19 protein-coding genes and 1 pseudogene are annotated in these 17,931 nt (G+C 61.7%); 5 read left to right on the top strand and 15 right to left on the bottom strand.

Features of this window, described 5'->3' with window-relative positions; translation table 11 throughout:
- Positions 1-66 precede the first annotated feature (66 nt).
- Positions 67-1,233, top strand: coding sequence for an alkane 1-monooxygenase (locus tag G9U53_RS04845; RefSeq protein ID WP_165638389.1), 1,167 nt, complete (start codon positions 67-69; stop codon positions 1,231-1,233).
- A gap of 17 nt (positions 1,234-1,250) precedes the next feature.
- Here the strand turns inward: G9U53_RS04845 and G9U53_RS04840 are convergent, their stop codons facing one another.
- From G9U53_RS04840 to G9U53_RS04830, 3 genes are all read right to left on the bottom strand, one after another.
- Entirely contained in the window at positions 1,251-2,177 is a 927-nt protein-coding gene (locus tag G9U53_RS04840) for a hypothetical protein (protein WP_165638388.1), read from the bottom strand.
- Between the two features lie 100 nt (positions 2,178-2,277).
- Positions 2,278-3,195: a nuclear transport factor 2 family protein gene (locus G9U53_RS04835; protein ID WP_242692427.1), complete on the bottom strand. Its 918-nt coding sequence runs from the start codon at positions 3,193-3,195 to the stop codon at positions 2,278-2,280.
- Positions 3,196-3,227: 32 nt separating this feature from the next.
- Positions 3,228-3,866: an NAD(P)H-binding protein gene (locus G9U53_RS04830; RefSeq protein WP_165638386.1), complete on the bottom strand. Its 639-nt coding sequence runs from the start codon at positions 3,864-3,866 to the stop codon at positions 3,228-3,230.
- A gap of 167 nt (positions 3,867-4,033) precedes the next feature.
- Here G9U53_RS04830 and G9U53_RS04825 point away from each other — a divergent pair, with 167 nt between their 5' ends.
- From G9U53_RS04825 to G9U53_RS04815, 3 genes are all read left to right on the top strand, one after another.
- Entirely contained in the window at positions 4,034-5,005 is a 972-nt protein-coding gene (locus tag G9U53_RS04825) for a serine/threonine dehydratase (RefSeq protein ID WP_007730885.1), read from the top strand.
- Between the two features lie 58 nt (positions 5,006-5,063).
- The gene (locus G9U53_RS04820; protein ID WP_020971062.1) at positions 5,064-5,465 is read left to right on the top strand and encodes a hypothetical protein; all 402 of its coding nucleotides are present in this window, start codon (positions 5,064-5,066) and stop codon (positions 5,463-5,465) included.
- Between the two features lie 61 nt (positions 5,466-5,526).
- On the top strand, positions 5,527-6,363 hold the full coding sequence (locus G9U53_RS04815) for a DUF1206 domain-containing protein (RefSeq protein ID WP_165638385.1): 837 nt from the start codon (positions 5,527-5,529) through the stop codon (positions 6,361-6,363).
- A 19-nt stretch (positions 6,364-6,382) separates the two neighbouring features.
- On the opposite strand, the pseudogene G9U53_RS04810 reads toward G9U53_RS04815, so the two are convergent.
- From G9U53_RS04810 to G9U53_RS04800, 3 genes and pseudogenes are all read right to left on the bottom strand, one after another.
- Positions 6,383-7,690 (bottom strand): annotated as a pseudogene (locus tag G9U53_RS04810) (serine hydrolase domain-containing protein).
- An 82-nt stretch (positions 7,691-7,772) separates the two neighbouring features.
- On the bottom strand, positions 7,773-8,510 hold the full coding sequence (locus tag G9U53_RS04805) for an SDR family oxidoreductase (RefSeq protein WP_050655985.1): 738 nt from the start codon (positions 8,508-8,510) through the stop codon (positions 7,773-7,775).
- Positions 8,507-9,211: a TetR/AcrR family transcriptional regulator gene (locus G9U53_RS04800; protein ID WP_064074976.1), complete on the bottom strand. Its 705-nt coding sequence runs from the start codon at positions 9,209-9,211 to the stop codon at positions 8,507-8,509. Before G9U53_RS04800 ends, G9U53_RS04805 begins: the two co-directional genes overlap by 4 nt.
- Before the next feature lie 175 nt (positions 9,212-9,386).
- Here G9U53_RS04800 and G9U53_RS33270 point away from each other — a divergent pair, with 175 nt between their 5' ends.
- A complete protein-coding gene (locus G9U53_RS33270) occupies positions 9,387-10,160 on the top strand; it encodes a DUF4190 domain-containing protein (protein ID WP_083056420.1) in 774 nt (257 codons plus the stop codon).
- A 13-nt stretch (positions 10,161-10,173) separates the two neighbouring features.
- On the opposite strand, the gene G9U53_RS04790 is transcribed toward G9U53_RS33270, so the two are convergent.
- The 9 genes from G9U53_RS04790 to G9U53_RS04750 form a co-directional block, all read right to left on the bottom strand.
- Positions 10,174-10,722: an SMI1/KNR4 family protein gene (locus G9U53_RS04790; RefSeq protein WP_223304592.1), complete on the bottom strand. Its 549-nt coding sequence runs from the start codon at positions 10,720-10,722 to the stop codon at positions 10,174-10,176.
- An 89-nt stretch (positions 10,723-10,811) separates the two neighbouring features.
- Positions 10,812-11,912 (bottom strand): alcohol dehydrogenase catalytic domain-containing protein, encoded by a 1,101-nt coding sequence (locus G9U53_RS04785; protein ID WP_083056424.1) that lies wholly within the window; start codon positions 11,910-11,912, stop codon positions 10,812-10,814.
- A 10-nt stretch (positions 11,913-11,922) separates the two neighbouring features.
- Complete coding sequence (locus G9U53_RS04780; RefSeq protein WP_083056426.1) at positions 11,923-12,885, bottom strand: ROK family protein; 963 nt, start codon at positions 12,883-12,885, stop codon at positions 11,923-11,925.
- Positions 12,882-13,550: an HAD-IA family hydrolase gene (locus G9U53_RS04775; protein ID WP_075834608.1), complete on the bottom strand. Its 669-nt coding sequence runs from the start codon at positions 13,548-13,550 to the stop codon at positions 12,882-12,884. The genes G9U53_RS04780 and G9U53_RS04775 overlap by 4 nt, the downstream gene beginning before the upstream one ends.
- Positions 13,547-14,431 carry a TIGR03619 family F420-dependent LLM class oxidoreductase gene (locus G9U53_RS04770; protein WP_075834606.1) on the bottom strand — a complete coding sequence of 295 codons (885 nt, stop codon included), beginning with the start codon at positions 14,429-14,431 and terminating at the stop codon, positions 13,547-13,549. The genes G9U53_RS04775 and G9U53_RS04770 overlap by 4 nt, the downstream gene beginning before the upstream one ends.
- Positions 14,428-15,225 carry a VOC family protein gene (locus G9U53_RS04765; protein WP_075834604.1) on the bottom strand — a complete coding sequence of 266 codons (798 nt, stop codon included), beginning with the start codon at positions 15,223-15,225 and terminating at the stop codon, positions 14,428-14,430. The genes G9U53_RS04770 and G9U53_RS04765 overlap by 4 nt, the downstream gene beginning before the upstream one ends.
- Positions 15,222-16,121, bottom strand: a complete 900-nt coding sequence (locus G9U53_RS04760; RefSeq protein ID WP_075834602.1) for an NADP-dependent oxidoreductase — start codon at positions 16,119-16,121, stop codon at positions 15,222-15,224. The genes G9U53_RS04765 and G9U53_RS04760 overlap by 4 nt, the downstream gene beginning before the upstream one ends.
- A complete protein-coding gene (locus G9U53_RS04755) occupies positions 16,118-16,939 on the bottom strand; it encodes an SDR family oxidoreductase (protein ID WP_083056432.1) in 822 nt (273 codons plus the stop codon). Before G9U53_RS04755 ends, G9U53_RS04760 begins: the two co-directional genes overlap by 4 nt.
- A complete protein-coding gene (locus G9U53_RS04750) occupies positions 16,932-17,927 on the bottom strand; it encodes an alcohol dehydrogenase catalytic domain-containing protein (protein ID WP_020909399.1) in 996 nt (331 codons plus the stop codon). Before G9U53_RS04750 ends, G9U53_RS04755 begins: the two co-directional genes overlap by 8 nt.
- Positions 17,928-17,931: the final 4 nt, after the last annotated feature.

Genomic DNA, 17,931 nt, shown 5'->3' with positions numbered 1-17,931 from the left:
TGGTTTGCTGAGCGTGAACGGTGCGTGGGGCGAATCGTTCGAGGGGACGAAAGGCGAGATCGGCGAATGACAGCGACTTCCGACGCACGGCGTACCGAATCGAACGCTGTCCAGAACACCGACTCGCCGTCCGGCGAAAATCCGCGCTGGCGCGACCGCAAGAGGTACCTGTGGCCGCTCGGATTGCTGATTCCACTCAGCCCGTTCCTCTCCTGGATTCTCGTCGACAACCTTCGTCTCGGATTGTTCTGGGCGACCGGCGCGTGGCTACTGGTCATCGTCATCCCGATCATCGACATGCTGGCCGGTGAAGACGGCGAAAGTCCGCCGGACGATGCGATCCCACGACTGCAGAAGGACCGCTACTACCGCTGGTGCACTTACGCGTTCCTCCCCTTGCAATACGCCGGTCTGGTCTTCGCCTGCTGGTGCTGGATCAACGCTCCGATGGGAATCGCGGAGAAGATCGCGATGTCGTTCACGGTGGGCGTCGTCGCCGGCGTCGGTATCAACGCGGCCCACGAGCTCGGCCACAAGAGCGAGAAGATCGAACAGTGGCTCGCGAAAGTGGCGCTTGCGCAATCTCTCTACGGGCACTTCTACGTGGAACACAATTTCGGCCACCATGTGCGTGTAGCTACTCCGCAGGACCCGGCCAGCTCACGGTTCGGTGAGAGCTTCTGGAGGTTCTTGCCGCGAAGTGTGTTCGGCGGGCTGCGTTCGGCATTGCGCATCGAGAGCGCTCGACTCCAGAGGAAAGGCAAACGAACCTGGAGCTTCGAGAACAATATTCTCAACGCTTGGGCGATGAGTGTTGTCCTCTTCGCGACGCTGATCGGTATCTTCGGTTGGGAGGTCGCGCCCTGGCTCCTGCTGCAGGCAGTTGCCGGATTCACCTTCCTCGAAGCCGCGAACTACCTCGAGCATTACGGCCTGCTGCGTGGCAAGCGTGCCGACGGCTCGTACGTTCGCTGCAGCCCCGCTGACAGTTGGAACAGCGATCACGTCGTGAGCAATCTGTTTCTCTACCAACTGCAGCGGCACAGCGATCACCACGCCAACCCGAAGCTGCGGTACCAAAGTCTGCGTAGCGCGGCCGAAGCGCCGCAACTTCCGGCCGGCTACGCAGTGATGATCGTGATCGCGTGGATTCCACCGCTGTGGCGCCGGGTGATGGATCAGAGATTGTTGGACTACTACGACGGCGACACAGAACGAATCAACGTCGGCTGATTCGCAATTGCAGTCGGCTAGGCCACGCGCGCAATGATCTCGGGTGACGCCTGCAATGGCACGTGTCCCTCGATCAAGATTCGTTGGCAACCGTCTAATTCGATGAGTACCGGAATCGGTTCGGTATAGCCCGGCGCTGCACGCGTCAGGGTGGTACCGACAGTGGTTCGAGCGACTTCCGAGCATGCGTCCGCCCGGCGTAGGTGCTCGAACGATTCGCCGAAGCTCTCACTCAGTTGTGTCGCGCCCGCGAAGATGACTTCGCCGCCTGCGGCCGCGGTGTACCGACAGATGCCGTCGCTCACCCAGTAGGGCTCGGCGACCAGATGTTCTTCACCGATCGTGGGCGTCAACCGAACCGTGCCGCACCCGATCCGTTGGAGGACTGCATCTGAGGTAAGCGAAACGATGTGCTCGGTCCGCCTGACTTCGTCGAGCTTCTCGATCTCGACCAGTCCTCCCAGCTGTTGGAAGCCACATTCGTCGACCGGATACGACGGGCGGACGATACGTCCCCGTGCGTCGATCAACCACAAATCCTCGAGCGGTACCGTGCTCGCAACTGGGCAGCTGCCCTGGTCCCGACGTCGACCCTCTGACGGTGCATTGAGCTTTGCGACGGCAGCGGTGAAATCTCCCTCCCACCGGTGCTCGTAGAAGTTGGTCGTGAGATTCGCGGTGATCGAGGGGCCGAACGATTCGTCGCAGGTGACTGCCGCCGCGGGCTCGAAATCCGGTGGCACCGTTCCGCTGCGCAACCAATGCGCTTGTGCGATCTCAGGCGGCGGTTCGATACCCAGAAACCGACCTTCGTCAGGGAGATTGCAGACTGCGGATTCGCCTATTTCGGCATGGGGTCGTGCGATCGCAGGCTCGAGGGCATGTGCGCATCCGCTGGAAACGCACAGCAGGAGTGCGATTGCGATCGAACGTCGCAGGGGCATGGGTGAACGGTACCGTCGAATGTGGCTGCGCAGACGGCACGATGGCGGGAATCAGCTCCCGCCATCGTGCCTATGCTCCATTGACTTGTGTTGCGAGGTCTCAGCGACCGTCGTCCCACACGGTGTTGCCGCTTGCAGTCGTCGACGGGTAGTCCTGGACGGCGTCCCAATGCTCGACGATTTTGCCGTTCTCGTCGAATCGGAAGATGTCCATCGAGCCGCTGCCGGCCGTTCCCTCACCGGACGAAGCGAAGGTCTGAACAAAGACGAAGTCGCCCTCGGCTACCGTCCGTGGAAACTTGGTGGCCTTGTCTTCGGTAACGGGTTCGATCCCGGCCAGTGCGGTGACAAATGCGTCCTTGCCGTCAGCGAACGAGGGGTTGTGCTGCGTGTAGGTCGGACCGACTAGCTGGTCGGCAGCCTCGGCGGCTTTGCCTTCGTTGAAGGCGAGCTGCAGGAACGTCAACGCGTTGGCCGTGTTGCGCTCCAAGACTTCTGACGACTTGGACGGCGACGAGGTGGGTCCGTCGAACATCGTGTTCGGATTCGCGGACGTTTCCGGCACGTCTTGAATGGCATCCCAGTGTTCGACGATCTTGCCGTTGTCGACGCGGAAGATGTCGAATACCGCCTGGCCGCGGTCGCCGGGTGCAGACGTGGTGTGGGACTGGAGGGCAACCAGATCGCCCTCGGCGAAAACGCGAGTGATCTCGGCATGCAATCCGGGTGTGGCCTCGACGTAACCGCCTATGCCGCTGACAAATCCGGCTGCCCCATCGGCGGCGGTGGGGTTGTGCTGGATGTAGACGTCGCCAAGGTACCGGTCGGCGGCTTGCTGTACCTGACGGCCGTTGAACGCCAGTTCGTAGAAGTCCGTGACGACGGTCCTGTTGGATTCGAGTTGATCGCCCTGTTCGGCAACAACGCTCGTGGACGTCGTAGAACTGCTGGGCGTTGCGGATTCCGCGTCGTTGGAGCACGCAGTGAGCAGGAGTGCGGCGGCAGCGGGAACAGTCATCCAGGCTGCGCGCCTACGAAGGTTGCTCATATTCAGTGTGCGACGGTGAAACGCTGGCGACGGTGTGCCGGAGTCTCGATCTCGTCGACAAAAGCGTGTGCGTAGTCTTCGCCCGCGATGGCGGAGTTGCCCTCGGTGTCCGTCAGAAGGATGTCGCCACCCACCTGGAAGGATCCCTTCGGAGCGACGCCGGCATGGGCGCCGAATGCTGCGGCTGGGCTCACGTAGAACCAGTCGACATTGCTGTCGGTCGCGCGGAGCGCATCGGGGACGTCGGCGTGAGCGAGTGCCTCACCCTTGTATGCGTCCGGGAAGTCGGGGGTGTCGACGACGCGCGGCCCACCCTCGGAGACCAACAGGCTGCCGGCGCCACCGACTACGGCAATGCGAGCACCGTTGCGTGTGGCGGCATCTGCGAGGGGAGTGACGGCGTCGAGCAGGCGCTTGCCGTCGATCTCGCGAGCGGGGATGGCAACGACAACGACGTCGTTGTCTGCCGTGATCTGCTCCACGATCGTGTTGTCGTGAACAGAACCCTGCACGACATTCGTGTCGGTTCCGGACTGCGCGCTGCGAGCGACGACGGTTACCTCGTGGCCGCGTGAAGCGGCTTCTTTCGCGATTGCGCTTCCTGCAAAACCGTTTCCACCGAATACTGCGATCTTCGACATGGGGTGTGCCTTTCCTTGATGTCGTCGTTGTGCTTGTAGTAGTAAATTTATTCACCCCGAGGTGCATTGTCTCGGTCAGATGCGGGCATTCCTTGGTGAAAAACAGACATCATGATGACGATGGGCCGACTGCTTCGGGTCGAAGTTGCGAACCGTAGGGTTGGTACATGACTCTCACCGCCGACAACAATGCAGGTCCAGTGGCAATCGAGCGCTCGGACGTCGAAGCTGCGCGGACTCGTATCGCAGGACTGGCGCGGCGTACTCCGATCTTTCGCACTGCGCTACCGACGCCACAGGGTGAGGTACCGGTTCTGTTCAAGCTCGAGTACCTCCAGCACGGCGGTTCCTTCAAAGTGCGCGGCAGTCTCAATGCAGTGGAACGAGCGGTCGCCGACGGCACCATGCCCGATGCCGGCGTGGTGATCGCGTCTGGCGGCAACGCTGCAATCGGGGCCGCGTGGGCAGCGCGGCGACGAGGACTCACCTGCACAGTGGTGGTGCCGGAGACAGCGCCTGATGCCAAGGTGAAGGCTCTCGGAGAGTTGGGTGCAACCGTTCACAAGGTAGGCGACCGGTATGCACTCGCTGCTGCCGCTGCGGCGGACATCGCACGCACCAGCGGTGCGCTCGAACTGCACGCCTACGACCTGCCCGACATCGTCAGTGGGGCCGGCACCATCGCTCTCGAGATCGAAGACGACGCATCCGGACCGATCACGTATTGCGTTGCAGTCGGCGGCGGCGGATTGGTCTCTGGAATCGTCGCGGCGGCTCGTCCCGAAGATCACGTGGTAGCCGTCGAGCCGACCGGGGCTGCCACCTTGCGCACCTCGCTCGATGCGGGGCGTCCGGTGGATATCGAAGTAAACAGTATCGCCGGAGACTCGTTGGGGGCTACACGAATTGGTGCCATCGCCTGGGAGACACTGCATGAGAGTTCGGTAGACAGTGTTGTGGTCGAAGATGATTCGATCCGACAGGCGCGGGCATTCATGTGGCGGGAGTTCCGGATTCTGGTGGAGTTGGGAACCGCAGCAGCATTGGCTCCGGTTCTGAACGGAACGGTGTCGCCGCCGTCCGACGGTGAACTGTGCGTGGTTTTATGCGGAGCCAACACACATCCGACCGACCTGTAATTTCAGCGTATTTGTTTGCCTGCGTGTGAGAAAGTCGCAGGTGGGTACCTCTCGCAGTATGAGTACCAGCAGCATTATCTGGATAATTGTTGCCGTGGTCGTGGTGATAGCGATCGTGGCCGCACTCCTGTGGGTGGCGCGAAACAGGCGTGACGAGCGTCGTCACATCGAGGCAGAACAGATCCGCGAAGACGTCGCAGACAAGTCACTGCAAGTAGGCGAGCGCGAGGCGCGGGCAGAAGAGACAGCAGCCAAAGCGCGCATGGTGCAGGCAGAGGCCGACGCCAAAGCGGCGGAAGCGTCTGCGCTGCAACATCATGCAGCGCAGCATCGGAAAGAGGCGACGAGTTCTCGCGAGGAACTGAACCAGCAACGAGATCATGCAGACACGATCGACCCCAAGGTTCCCAACCCCGAAGAACCGCGGTCGACGCCGGATCAGAACCCTCGAAACCCTTGATCTCGAAACACTTGATGCAGGCGTTCGAGGGAAGCGTCTGCCCGTATATGGTTCGACGATCATGATGAATAAAGAATCGTCACCGCACGACCAGAAGAGCGTCGCGTCCACGGCGGCTGACGTCGCACAGAACAATGTCTTCGAGCGCTTTGCCCGTGCCGGATTCGTCGTCAGCGGTGTGGTTCATCTGCTGATCGGATATATCGCGATCCGCCTTGCTCTCGGTGGATCCGGGTCTGCGGACCAATCGGGTGCGATGGCCGAGTTGGCAGGAAAGCCAGGGGGTGTCTTCGCTCTGTGGGTCGGCGTCGTGGCCTTCCTTGCCATGGCGTTGTGGAGATTGGCCGAAGCTGCGTTGGGAAGCTCGTCGTCGCCGTCCTCTGACGACAAGAAGAAAGAGTTCTTCAACCGCGCAAAGGCTCTGGGCATTTCGCTCGTCTATTTCGGTTTTGCTTTCACTGCATTCGGATTCGCCCGCGGTAGCGGGAAGTCCAGCAGCGGTCAGAGTGCGGGGATCACGGCGCGTTTGATGGAGAACGCGCTTGGAACTATCGCATTGGTGATCGGCGGGATCGCGATCATCGCCGTTGGTGTGTACCACGTGTACAAGGGCGCGAGCCAGAACTTCCTCGATGATCTGAAAGGCACACCCAGCAACTTCGTGCGCCGACTCGGAACCGTCGGGTACGTCGCCAAGGGCTTGGCCATCGCTGCAGTCGGCATTCTGGTTCTTCTTGCGGTCAACAGTTCCGAACCCGGCAAGTCCTCCGGACTCGACGGAGCGTTCAAGACGCTGGGCGCGCAGCCGTACGGAGTGGCGCTGCTGATCCTTGCCGGATTGGGCATCATCACCTACGGGCTCTACTGCTTCGTGATGGCGCGCTCGACGAAGATGTAGCGCCTGTAGGCAAGTGGGCCTATCCGAATGACCCGGTCTGGAAGCCGACGTCGCTGCCCGACGAACTTCCCGTCGAGCTACCGAATATGGGTCGTCTCGGAACCAGATCATGCATCAGGTTCACGGCTGCAGGGTCGATCATCGCCGCATTTCCACCGTTCGCCAGAATCGTGATCGACCAGCCGCTGTCGGGAACCAGCAGGGTGATGCAGTTGGATCCCGAGCTGTCTCCGTTTTTCTTGGCGAACCGTTGTGGGAAGTTCGGCGTCGGGGGTTGGAGCTGCCACGCCATTCCCATTCCGAATGCAGGATTCTCCGGAGCTTGCGTGTCGATCTGCTCGAGCATCGAGGTCAGGACTGGTTTGAGCGGGTTGTTTCCGTAGCCGAGAGTTGTTGCAGCCCAGATCGACATGTCCTCGGCGGTGCTGACCAGCCCACCCCCGCCTGCGATCGCACCCGTGTTGTTCCACAGAGGCGCTCGTGTGCCGTCGAGGTGGTACGGAACGGCAAGGTCGGTTGCTTTGGTCTCGATCACGGTACCCATCATCCCGAGCGGGTCGGTGATTTCGCGGGCGACTGCCGCCGCGAATGGTGGCTTCTCTTGTCCCGGAATGATTTTGTCGGCCATGAGTGTGCCGAGCAGTCCGAACCCGAAGTCCGAGTACAGTCAGTGGCTACCGGGGGCGAACTCCAAGGCGCCGGCGTCTTGGAGTCCTTTCCAGAGCATATTTCTGGTGTACTTCGCCTTCTCGTCCGTGCACGATCGTGTGGGATCGGCACACCCCGCCGAAAGATTGGGCGGGTCGTCGCTCAGGCCGGAACGGTGGGTGACCAGTTGGCGAAGCGTGATCTCCTCGCCGCCGATGCCTTTCGGCAGCGGGTTGCCATCCGAATACTTGCTCGCCAGGTCGTCCAATCCGACTTCTCCCCGAGAGATCAGTTTCGCCAGTAGTGCAGCGGTGAAGGTCTTGGTCTCCGAGGCGATCTCGAATTGCGTTCGTGGAGTGACTCTCACGCCGTTTTCGACGTCGGCCTGGCCGTAGTGGTACGTAGTGGTGACACTCGCCTTGCGGTTCTTCTCATCCGGTTTGACGATGGCGAAGGCAAGGCCGGGGACTCCGCTGTTCAGCAGTGTCTCTGCGACGCGCTGTACCGCTTGGGCTTCAGCAGGATCGCCGACCCGCGAACCTGGATTGGGTGCCGTGGGGCCGGCGGCGCCGGCGGTCGAGGAGGTCGCGAGGGTTATGACCGCGGTTGCCGCCAGCCCTGCAACGCTGATGAACTGTCGTCGTGACGTCCGGGCGGACCCTCGATCCTGGTTATCCATTGTTTGCACATTACAACCAAAGTCGACTGGTTTGACTGTTTTGTCGGAATTGCCAAGGTGTGGTCCTTAGGCGATGGTTTCGCTAGATCACGCCGCCGTTGACGTAGATGACCTGGCCATTGACCCAACGAGCTGGGCCGGCGAGAAATGCGACAGCCTCCGCGATGTCCATCGGTGTGCCGAGGCGTTCCAGGGGAGCCAGCTTGGACAGGTTCTCCACTGTAGCTTCGTCTTTCCCGTCAAGGAACAGATCGGTGGCCGTGGGGCCTGGGGCTACGGCGTTGACCGTGATATCGCGTCCCCGTAGCTCTTTCGCGAGAACCAGAGTGATCGCGTCGACAGCACCTTTGGTGGCGGCGTACGCGGCATAAGTCGGAAAAGCCAGCTTCTTCACGGAGGTGGAGAAATTGATGATCGCACCACCGCGCCGGACACGTCTGGCTGCCTGCTGGTCGACCACGAAGGTCCCTCGGACGTTGGTCCGATGCATCCGATCGAAATCGTCGAAGTTCAGTTCTGCGACGGTGGAGAGAATCATGATTCCGGCTGCATGGACGACGACGTCGATGCCCCCGAACTCCTCCTCGACCGTATCGAACAGTGTGGCGACTTCACCTTCGTCGGCGACGTCCGCATGCACCGCTATGGCGCGACCGCCCGCAGCGACGATGGCGTCAGCTGTTTCCTGGGCGCGTTGAATGTTTCCTGAATAGTGCACGGCGACAGCCATTCCGTCGGCGGCGAGCTTCTCTGCAGTCGCTCGCCCGATGCCGCCGGAAGCTCCGGTGACGATGGCGACGCGGGTGGTGGTGTCAGTCATGATGTAACTCCTGAACTGGTTTCAGTTGCATCGGACAGCTTGCGAAGCCACTCTCGTAGTAGGCCGACTTCGTTGGCGGAGAGAGAAGTTGAATCTGCGGCGGCCAGTTGGGCGTCGAGAGTAGATGCAACTCTGTTGAGTGAGGTTTCCGGGTGGGCGTCGGATTCGTCGATGATGGACGCGAAGATTCCGTCGCGAACTCGCTGTGACAGCGTCGGATCGGGGTACTGTTCCGGCCTGACGACGAGCATCAGAGCGACGCCCGCATTGGCGGACATCACCATCTGCGTAGCCACGTCGACCGATACGGTCAGAACACCTGCCGCAGCGCATCGTTCGAGAACGGATCGAAGTAGCGCCTGGGCCTGCAGAGCGGTGTCGGCGCTCTGGGCGGAAGGTGAGTGCATCAAGCGGTAGTGAGCGGGATGCGCGAGCGCGAAGGCGGTGTGCGCATCCCAGCCGGCCCGTAGATCGGCAACGGGGTCATCGGAAGGTGTCGCAGCCCGTTTGCCTTCGAGGTATTCGAAGAAGCCCGCCTCGACGACGGCTGCGAGCAGTCCGTCCTTGTCGCCGAACTGACGGTAGAGCGCGGGGGCGCCGACGCCGGCCATCTCGCACACGGCGCGGGTGGATATGTCGCCGTTGGGGGAGGTGTTGAGCAGCTCGGTTGCCGCGGCCAGAATCTTTGCTCTCGAACCCATGGAAACAACGCTAACACAAATATGTAATCGTTGCTATCGCCGGTTTGGTCGTGCGAACGAACTACAGACACAGGCGCCAGAACTTGATCAGATGAGTGAGCCGGTCCGGCCACGGTTCTGTGTGGAGTGACAGCTAGAGCCAACCTGTTCTCACACTCTGAACGAAGGAATCCTGGTGATCGACTCGGAAACTACTGTTGCGCAAAATAATTCGCATTCCGGTTATCTGGGGTGGATTCTGCGGGTCATCAGTGTCGTGGCGTGCGCTGCGGTTGCAACGGTCGTTGTCTCGCTGACGCTCGGGCCGCCATTCGCGCGGGCCTGGGCACAGTGGGTTGCTCGTCATCTAGGTGGGGACTTCGAGACGGGAGTCGTTGTCGGATTTGTGACTGGGCTTCTGGGCACCGCTGTGACTTTGTTTGCAGCGCTGATGAGTTCGTTGGCGTGGCGGCGCCGAGGTGGCCCGGCATTGTCGCTTGGTGTCGGTGCCATTGCCATGCTTGCCGTTATTCCTGGCGCAGTGAATTTGAGTATCGCGGTCGGTGCAGCAGGATCCGGTGTGAGGGCGGCGGGGAGGATCCTCGACGTCGACGGGCCGGCGTTTCGTGGAGCCTGGATAGCCGGATCTGTGGCGGGGCTGTTGCTGTATATGGCCGCGGCGCTGCTGTTAGGGAGGAGCCTTCGTTCGACGTTCGGGCCTGTCAGGCAGGTGGCGGCGCCGCTCCCTGGGGTGGTCGGCGGCACGAATGCCTTGGCCATCGTCGCACTTGTACTTGGAATCTTCGGTGGAGTTCTTGCTATTCCAGTGGGGCATGTGTCGTTGAACCAGATTCGCCGTTCCGGCGAAAGTGGGCGCGGATTGGCAGTGGCCGGACTCGTTCTCGGCTATCTGTCCCTGGTCGTCGTCGTAGGTGTCGTATTCGTGGCTGTGTCCGCGGCCTATCGATAATTTGGGTCGCGCGTCAGAGTTGGGTGGGCTGGAGTGGCTCGATGTCGGAGGTGCGAGGTCCGAACAGGCCCATAGCCCGGGTGCGAATGGACGGTAGTGCTTCGTGGATGCTCCCGCCGAGGCGGTGGAGAGAGTTGAACGAGCGTGATTCCCAAACCGGAAACTCTCCGTCGGTGTCGCGTGATGCTGTGTCCCACAGGAGGGCGTCACCGTTTTCGCTCCATCCGAAAACCTGCAGCGAGTCGGGGAGTGACCAATCGCCGTCGGGTTCGATCATCCAATCGAACTCGTCATCCTGTCCTTCTCTGTAGACCGAATGAAGATGGGCGGTGAGGTTGCGGGCGCGCCCTTGCCAGCCGTCCGCAAATCCGGGAAGGACGGGCGGATAGATGAGCCAGAGTCCGAAGGTCCGCGCCCAACCTGCGTGCCTGATGAATGCGCGATATGAATCGGGGAAGCCCTGCCGGTCGGGAAATCGAAAAGAATCCAAAACAGTGAAATCTATGTGTTGAAGCGTCGACTGGCCTTCTACCGTCAGCGCGTTGGGTCCCTGTGCAAACACGTCCTCAACACTAGCAATGCGAGTTCGTGAAGGATCTCGGGCGGGAGGTCTTGGCTGGTTGTTCCCCGAGTTCGTCGGATCAAATACCTTCAATGGCCCGCAAGATTCACCACCAATCGAATCACCAACTCGCCGTCCACCTCTCGGGTCCGTTTCTCGCAGATCACGTTCATCAATGCGGTGCCCTCATCGATGCCGAGTTGGTGTGTGAGTAGCGTGTCGATCGTGTCGTCGACGCTCGTCAATGCAGCTGCAGCGGAGGCGAGTTGGTCGTTCGTGACTCCTCTGTTGCCAGTCAAGGCAACGCGCAGAGCGCCCCTGGTGAACGTGGTGATCGCGGGTGGTGTCGGTCCGCCCGTGTTGGCTTGTCGCACCCCGGCGATGTCCACCCCGGGTAACAAATCGGACGTGGCCTTGGCCGGCACTCCACCAATCGGATGCATGGCGACAACTCGATCGCCGAGGCGTTCCAGAGCGGTGTCGATCGACGTTACTGTGCCGGCGCGGTGAGTCGCGACCAGCACAGCGACCGAGCCTGTGGTTTTGCGTACCCAGTTCTCGGTAGCGAGCGAGTTGACCACGGATGGAAAGTGATTCGTCGTCCACTCCATGCCGAGTTCGGTGCGGTGGACCATTACTACTCGGACGGTTGGGAAGAGAACGGAGGGTGCGAGGGCCGCAGCCAGATTTCCGATGAGACCGTCGCCGAAAATGAGCAGCGTCTCCGGTGACTCGCGTGAGAGGCAGGAGAGCGCATACCTGACGACGGCGTACGGTTCGACGAGAGTAGCGCGTGCGCTGGAAAGTTTCAGTGGCAACGGCGTGACCAACCCTCCACTGACCGCGGGCACGCCGATGATGACGCGTTGTTGAAACAACCCCTCGACGTTGTGGCCGAGAAGAAACGATGAATCATGCGGATGCGTCGGGTTGACCACGACTCGATCACCTACCTCGAAGTCGGTGACGCCGTCGCCCACTTCGACGACGCGGGTAGCGCCTTCGTGGCCGACAATGGGCGAGGGGTCGTCCCTGTCTCCGCGCACAATCTGAATGTCAGTCCCGCACAGGCTGACTTTCTCGGGGGCGACGAGAAGTTCGCCGGGCCCGGGAGTTGGAGTCGGCCGCTTTTCGACGCTCGACCGACTGCCCCTTCTCACGATTGCGCGATGGGTGAGTTGCGTTGTCATGAATCCTCTTTCACAGCTTGCTTACGCGGAGGCGACCGGCGGCAATATCGTCGGCACCGGACAGGGTGTCGATATCGTGAGGACGGCACAGGTATATCGTCTTACGGATTCTCTCGGGAGTCAGTGACGTGTCCGCGTACGATCGCACCGAGGCGAGTTGGGAACACAGTTCCCTCTCGTACATCTCGGACAGACCTTCGGCGAGCCCGCCACCGATCCCGATGCGATCCAGTCGTGGATCGAGGGCGATCATCGTTCTGACCAGCTCGGCGATCGGCTCGACGACCACGCGCAACAGAAGTGATGCACCAGGGGCGCCTGACTCGAGTGCTGGACCGAACGAATCTCTGTCATAGGGCAATTCGAGAGCCGAGGCGACAGCAGTCAACGCCGAGCCGGACGAGATCGCCGCGACATGTCCGACGCCTCCACATGCGCAGGGTAACTGTCGCACCGTATCCGGCCCCGACGTCACTGCACGAAGGTGGCCGACCTCCCCTTGCAACCCCAATGCGTCCACGGGAATCACTCCCTCTTTTGCATCAGCTATCCGCAGTGCGATCCCGCTGCTGATGGTGAGGTAGGCGATGCGCCTATCGGTGGGACGTGTAAATCCACGAGCGAACGACGCCAACCCTGCCGTCACGTCGTTCACGAGTGTCCATCGAACGTCCGGGCGGTGGGATTCGAGGAGACGCAGCAACGGAATCTCACCGGCAGGAGCGCCGCCCCACAATGGGCCGGATCCATAGGCGACGCCCTTCTGTTCGTCGAGCGCGGCCCCGCACGCCATGTTCACTGCGGCACCCGGCGGTAGATATCGATCCAGTGTCTCGATCAGCTCGCGCAGGAGTTGATCGGGAGTGGCAGACGGTTGTCGGAGCACGCTGGGCGATGGCAGCCGTTCGGTTCGCTCACCGCTGCGGATGCGTAGCCACGTACCTCCCAGATCGACCGATACGGTATCCGTCATATTTCCGGTACCACGTCGATTACGAGCTCCGATCTCTCTCGGGAGAGTCGTAGTGAAGTAAAGTTATTCACTCTCAAAAGGTTTCGTCCGGGCTCGGCTCCGATTGCAACGCATGATGCGCCGGAATCGGCCGCAGCAGCCATGCCGGCCGAGGAGTCTTCGAATACGGTGGAGGAGGCGGCGGGAACCTTCAAGCGCGCCGCCGCTGCAAGAAAGCCCTCGGGATCTGGCTTGCCGACGCGCACGTCCTCAGCGCATACCGACGCGTGTGGAAGCGGGAGGCCGGCTTCAGTGAGCCTTCGCACCATCATCGATCGAGGGGCCGACGTGACAATCGCCCACCGCTCCGGGGGCACAGACGCCAGAAAGTCCTTGGCGCCGGCGATGGCGCGAACTGGATGCGAGTTCTGCTCTTCGCTTTGCCTGATCCAGTTCAGTTCGGATTCGACGTTTGCTCGATTACCGAGAACCCGAACGATGATGTCGGAAGCGATGCGGCCTGGAAGTGCCTGCGCTACCACCGCCCGATCAACGCCGTGCCGGTCCGCGAATTCGAACCAGACGGCCTCGATCGACGCCTGCGAATCGACGAGGGTTCCGTCCATGTCGAACAGCAGCGCCGAGGTCGAAATGGATTGTCGAATCGAGCTGGGCCGCAGAGTCATAAGACGGCCACCCGACTCATTCCCAAACTTTCGCCGGCAATGCGAATCAGATCGAGATCGTGGTCGGTTGAGCGGCGCAGTCGCTGGTCGCCAGGATCGGTATCGAGCACAATCGTCTGTGCACCGATCTCAGACAGAAAATCGATGTCGGCACGTATCTGGTTGATGGTTCCGTACCCGAGTGGACGGTCTGGTGATTCGACAGATTTTTCGGTGGGGAGAAAGTAGATGCGGGGGACGAACTCACGCCCGGGGGCGAGTGAAGCGACTCCAGCGATGCATAGGCCCCGGGTAGGGTGCAATGGGTGCCATGCAGTGCCTAATCTGTTGGTTCGGTCGATCGCAGCGGGTCCGTTGCCGCCGATCCACAACGGAGGGTGTGGTTGCTGCAGCGGTAGAGGTCCGTTGTGCACGCGATGTGTTCCGGCCGAGCCCGGTGCGTCGTATGTCTCCGACGTCCACGCTGCGATCAGGGTTTCGAGAGTGGTATCCGTCAGTCGGCCTCGACGTGTGAACGGAACGCCGAGGACGTCGAAAGCCTGTGCAGTCCAGCCGACCCCGATGCCCACGATCAACCGTCCGCCGCTGAGTCGATCAATCGTCGCGGTCGCGTGGGCGAGGTGGGCCGGGTGTCGGTGACTGCCGATCAGCACGCCGCTGCCCAGGCGAATCGACTCGGTACTCGCTGCGAGCCAGGACAGCGTGGCCAGGCACTCGTAAAACGGAGCGGGAGAGCGGCGATTCGCGTCGTCGGTCAACACCACGTGATCCGAGAGCAGGACATTGTCGAATCCGGCAGCTTCCGCTGTCCGGGCCCACGCGAGAATCCCCTCGGGGTCGATCTGCGGCCCGAAGTTGGGGAGATTGATTCCGTACTTCACAGCGAACTCGGAATCAGTCGTGCGGCGCCCCCGTAGCGGAACGTCAGGAAGTTTCCCCCGTTGGCGGTCAAAGGGCGAGGGGCCTCCTGCCGGCCGATGTGGTGCTCGAACAACTCGATGTTCAAGTCGCCGACGGATACCATCGCCATCCGGGACGTTCCTTCGACGTCGAGATCGAACTGTGCCGTCATGAACCCGCGATCCGCTGCGATGTCGGTGCGGAGCACCTCGGTTCCCGAATGGGCGGTCACCAGACGCGCTATCGCGGCGTCGAGGTCCGGGACGCTGTAGCCCGTGTGATCCAAACCGCGGCAGGTCGGGAGAAGGGCCGACGCGATGTCCTCTCGTCTGTGGTGGAGTCGGGCCTGGGTCTCGTGGAAGTATCCCGGCTCCTCGGGCCACTGCTGAAGTTCGAAGAGATCGCCCCACGGCGACCGGAAGTACACCCACTTGTTGCCCGCAATCGGACCCTCGGGTACCTCGATCACGTCGCCGAGGACTGTCACGTCGCTTCGCGAATCAAGGTAGCTCACAGCGAGTTCGATATCGCCGACAGTGAAGCACAGATGGTTGGTGCCGATGTCGACCAACCGCGGCGGGGGTTGATGGGGCCAATCCGCTGATACGAAATCCACGACCCCCGACAATCCGATCGGTACGGAGGCACGTCCGGGGGATCTTACGACGCGGTTCGCACCCAGGAGTGAAGCGAAGAAGTTGGCGGCGGCGTCCGCATCGGGAACGGTGACACCGACTGTGGACAAGGCATTTTCGACATTCGCGGTCACGGTCATGGGATCAGCAGTACCTTTCCTCGGGTTCCGCCCGCGGCCAGCAGAGCGTGGGCTCGGGGTGCTTCGTCGAACCGGAATGTTCGGGCGACAGGGACGGTGACCGAACCGGTCGATACCAGTTCGGCGAATGATTCGAGGCCCGAGCCGTCCTCGTCGACATAGCTTTTCGCCGGTGTGATTCCACGTTGCGGTGCGGGTTGCTCGTTGTCGTCGATGGAGATGAAGGCGCCGTCGTCTCGCACACTGTCGACGGATTCGGCAACACCCGCCGTGTCGACGATGGCGTCGTACTCCTTCTGCGGCAGGTCGACGGGACTCGCTATGACCCGGCTGAGGCTGAGGGCCAAGAGTTCGTCAGTGTCGCTCTCGCGAGCGAGGGCTTCGACGCGGTGTCCCCGCGAGATCAGCAGCGCCGACGCTATTCGGCCCACCGCGCCGGCAGCACCGGTCACCAACACCGTGGATTCTGATGCAAGGTCGAGTTTCTCGAGGCATTGCACAGCGGTGAGCGCCGCGAGTGGGATCGCAGCAGCGTGCTCGAGGGTGACGTTCGACGGAGCGGGTGCGAACAAGGACTGGTCGGCGGTGACGCGTTCGGCATAGGTTCCGTAGCGGTGTGCCGGTTGCGCGATCATTCCGATGACGCGGTCTCCTGGCGTGAAGCGTGTTACCGCGGATCCGACTGCGATAACAGTTCCGGAGACGTCCCATCCCAATACCGCTGGGAAGTGCAACTCGATGGGCAAGAACCCCGAACGGGTCTTCAGATCGACAGGGTTGACGGCAGCGGCTGCAACGGAAACAGTGACGTCTCCGGGGCCGGATGTCGGCTCGTCAACCTCGGTGAGAGTGAGAACGCTTGGGTCGCCGGTGGCTTCGATTGCGATGGCTTTCATGCGATTCCTTTCATGAGACCTTGCGTTGGAGAATGATCGACGGCGTAGCGGGCATTCGCTTCGGCTGCAGTCAGAACCAGTCCGCCGTCGACGGTAACGGTGGTCCCCGTGAGATAGCTCGAACCGGACCCGGCGAGGAACGCCGCGGCTGCTGCGACCTCGTGCACACCGGCCGGACGCCCCAACGGGATAGCGGGGCGATCGATGTCCGCATACGAGGATTCGTCATCGATGCCGTTCATCGCGGTGGCGGTTTCTCCCGGTGCGACGGAATTGACGCGCACTCCGTGGGGCGCGAATTCGAGGGCGAGGACACGACTCGACGCCGCCAATGCGGCCTTGCTGGCGCAGTAGATTGCACCGCCGGTGATGGGGACCGTGTCATGGATCGATGTGATGTTGACGATCGATCCTGCGATACCTCGCGCGATCATCCGGCGCCCCACCGACGAGGCCAACGCAAGTGGGGTGATCGAATTGACGGCCATGACCTCGCGCATTCGATCGATGGCGAGTGCATCTGCGGGTGATCGATCGTTGATCCCGGCATTGTTTACCAGGCAGTGGATCTCACCCAGTTCATCTGTGCATCGCAGAACGGCGTCGACTGTCGATTCGGCATTGCGCAGGTCCAGTTGCAGGGGAACGACGTCGATGCGGAACTGCGCATTTATTTCGCTCACCAACCGTGCGATGCGATCGAGACCATTGCCGTATCCGAGGACGAGGTTGTGACCCTCTTTCGCAAGCGCGAGCGCGATTGCCCGGCCGATACCACTACTCGCTCCGGTTATCACTGTGTATTCGAGCTCACTCAACAGAGATCACCACCTTCGGCCGTGTCCTGTGGCCTTCGAGGCGATCGAACGCGGACTGTGCTTCGGTCAGAGGAACCACACTGTCGATCAATGCGGTCAATGCCGGGCGAATCAGCGGGAACAGTTCCGCGGCTCGGCGGTAGTGATCTACCCCGTGACGTACTCCGATGATCGAAATGCCGGCCAGCGCAACCGCTCCGGGATCGATCGATTCCGTGTGCGCCGCGACGCCTACGAGGATGCACTTGCCTCCCGGACGGAGAACGCCTACGGCGGTACCCAGCGCACCGGCGCCGCCAGACGCCTCCACGACCACGTCGTACTGCCCGGTCAGGTGTGTGGCATCGGTGAAACTGTGTGTGACGGTGCCGGAGTCGAGGTGTTCGATCGACCGGGGTTCGAGAACGTCGACGGTGATCGGGTATCGACTCAGCATGGCGATGGACAAGCTGCCGATCGTGCCCGCGCCGACGACGAGAACCCGATCACCCGGCGACACCGAAGCAGCGTCGAGCGCCTCGAGCACCGTTACGAGCGGCTCGATGAGAACGTGCTCCGGTTCGACTGTGACGCGACCGAGTGAAACGACCGTGCGCCGCGGCATGCGGAGGAATTCGGCTGCGGCACCAGGATGTTCGTATAGCCCGACCTCACGCAGATCGGAGCATTGGTTGCGTCGTCCGGCCCCGCAGGCCGAACACGCCTGGCAGAAAATCATCGTGCTCCCGGTGACTACGTCACCCGCCGACAGATCGTGAATATTCGGGCCGGTCTGCTCTACGGTGCCCACCCATTCGTGCCCGAAGTGATGCGGAAACGACGTAAGGCCATCAGTGAGGTATGACGACGTGCCGTGCAACAACTCCAGATCCGTACCGCACAGACCGACATAGGCAACCTTGACGACGACATCGTCAGGCCCGCAGTTGGGACGGTCGATCGTCACGATCGACACGGAACGGGGAGCGTCGATCATCGCAGCTCTCATGGCT

The organism is Rhodococcus sp. D-46 (genome assembly GCF_011290655.1).
In the GTDB taxonomy this organism is placed as follows: domain Bacteria; phylum Actinomycetota; class Actinomycetes; order Mycobacteriales; family Mycobacteriaceae; genus Rhodococcus_F; species Rhodococcus_F qingshengii.
This window is presented reverse-complemented; position numbering and strand designations above follow the sequence as displayed.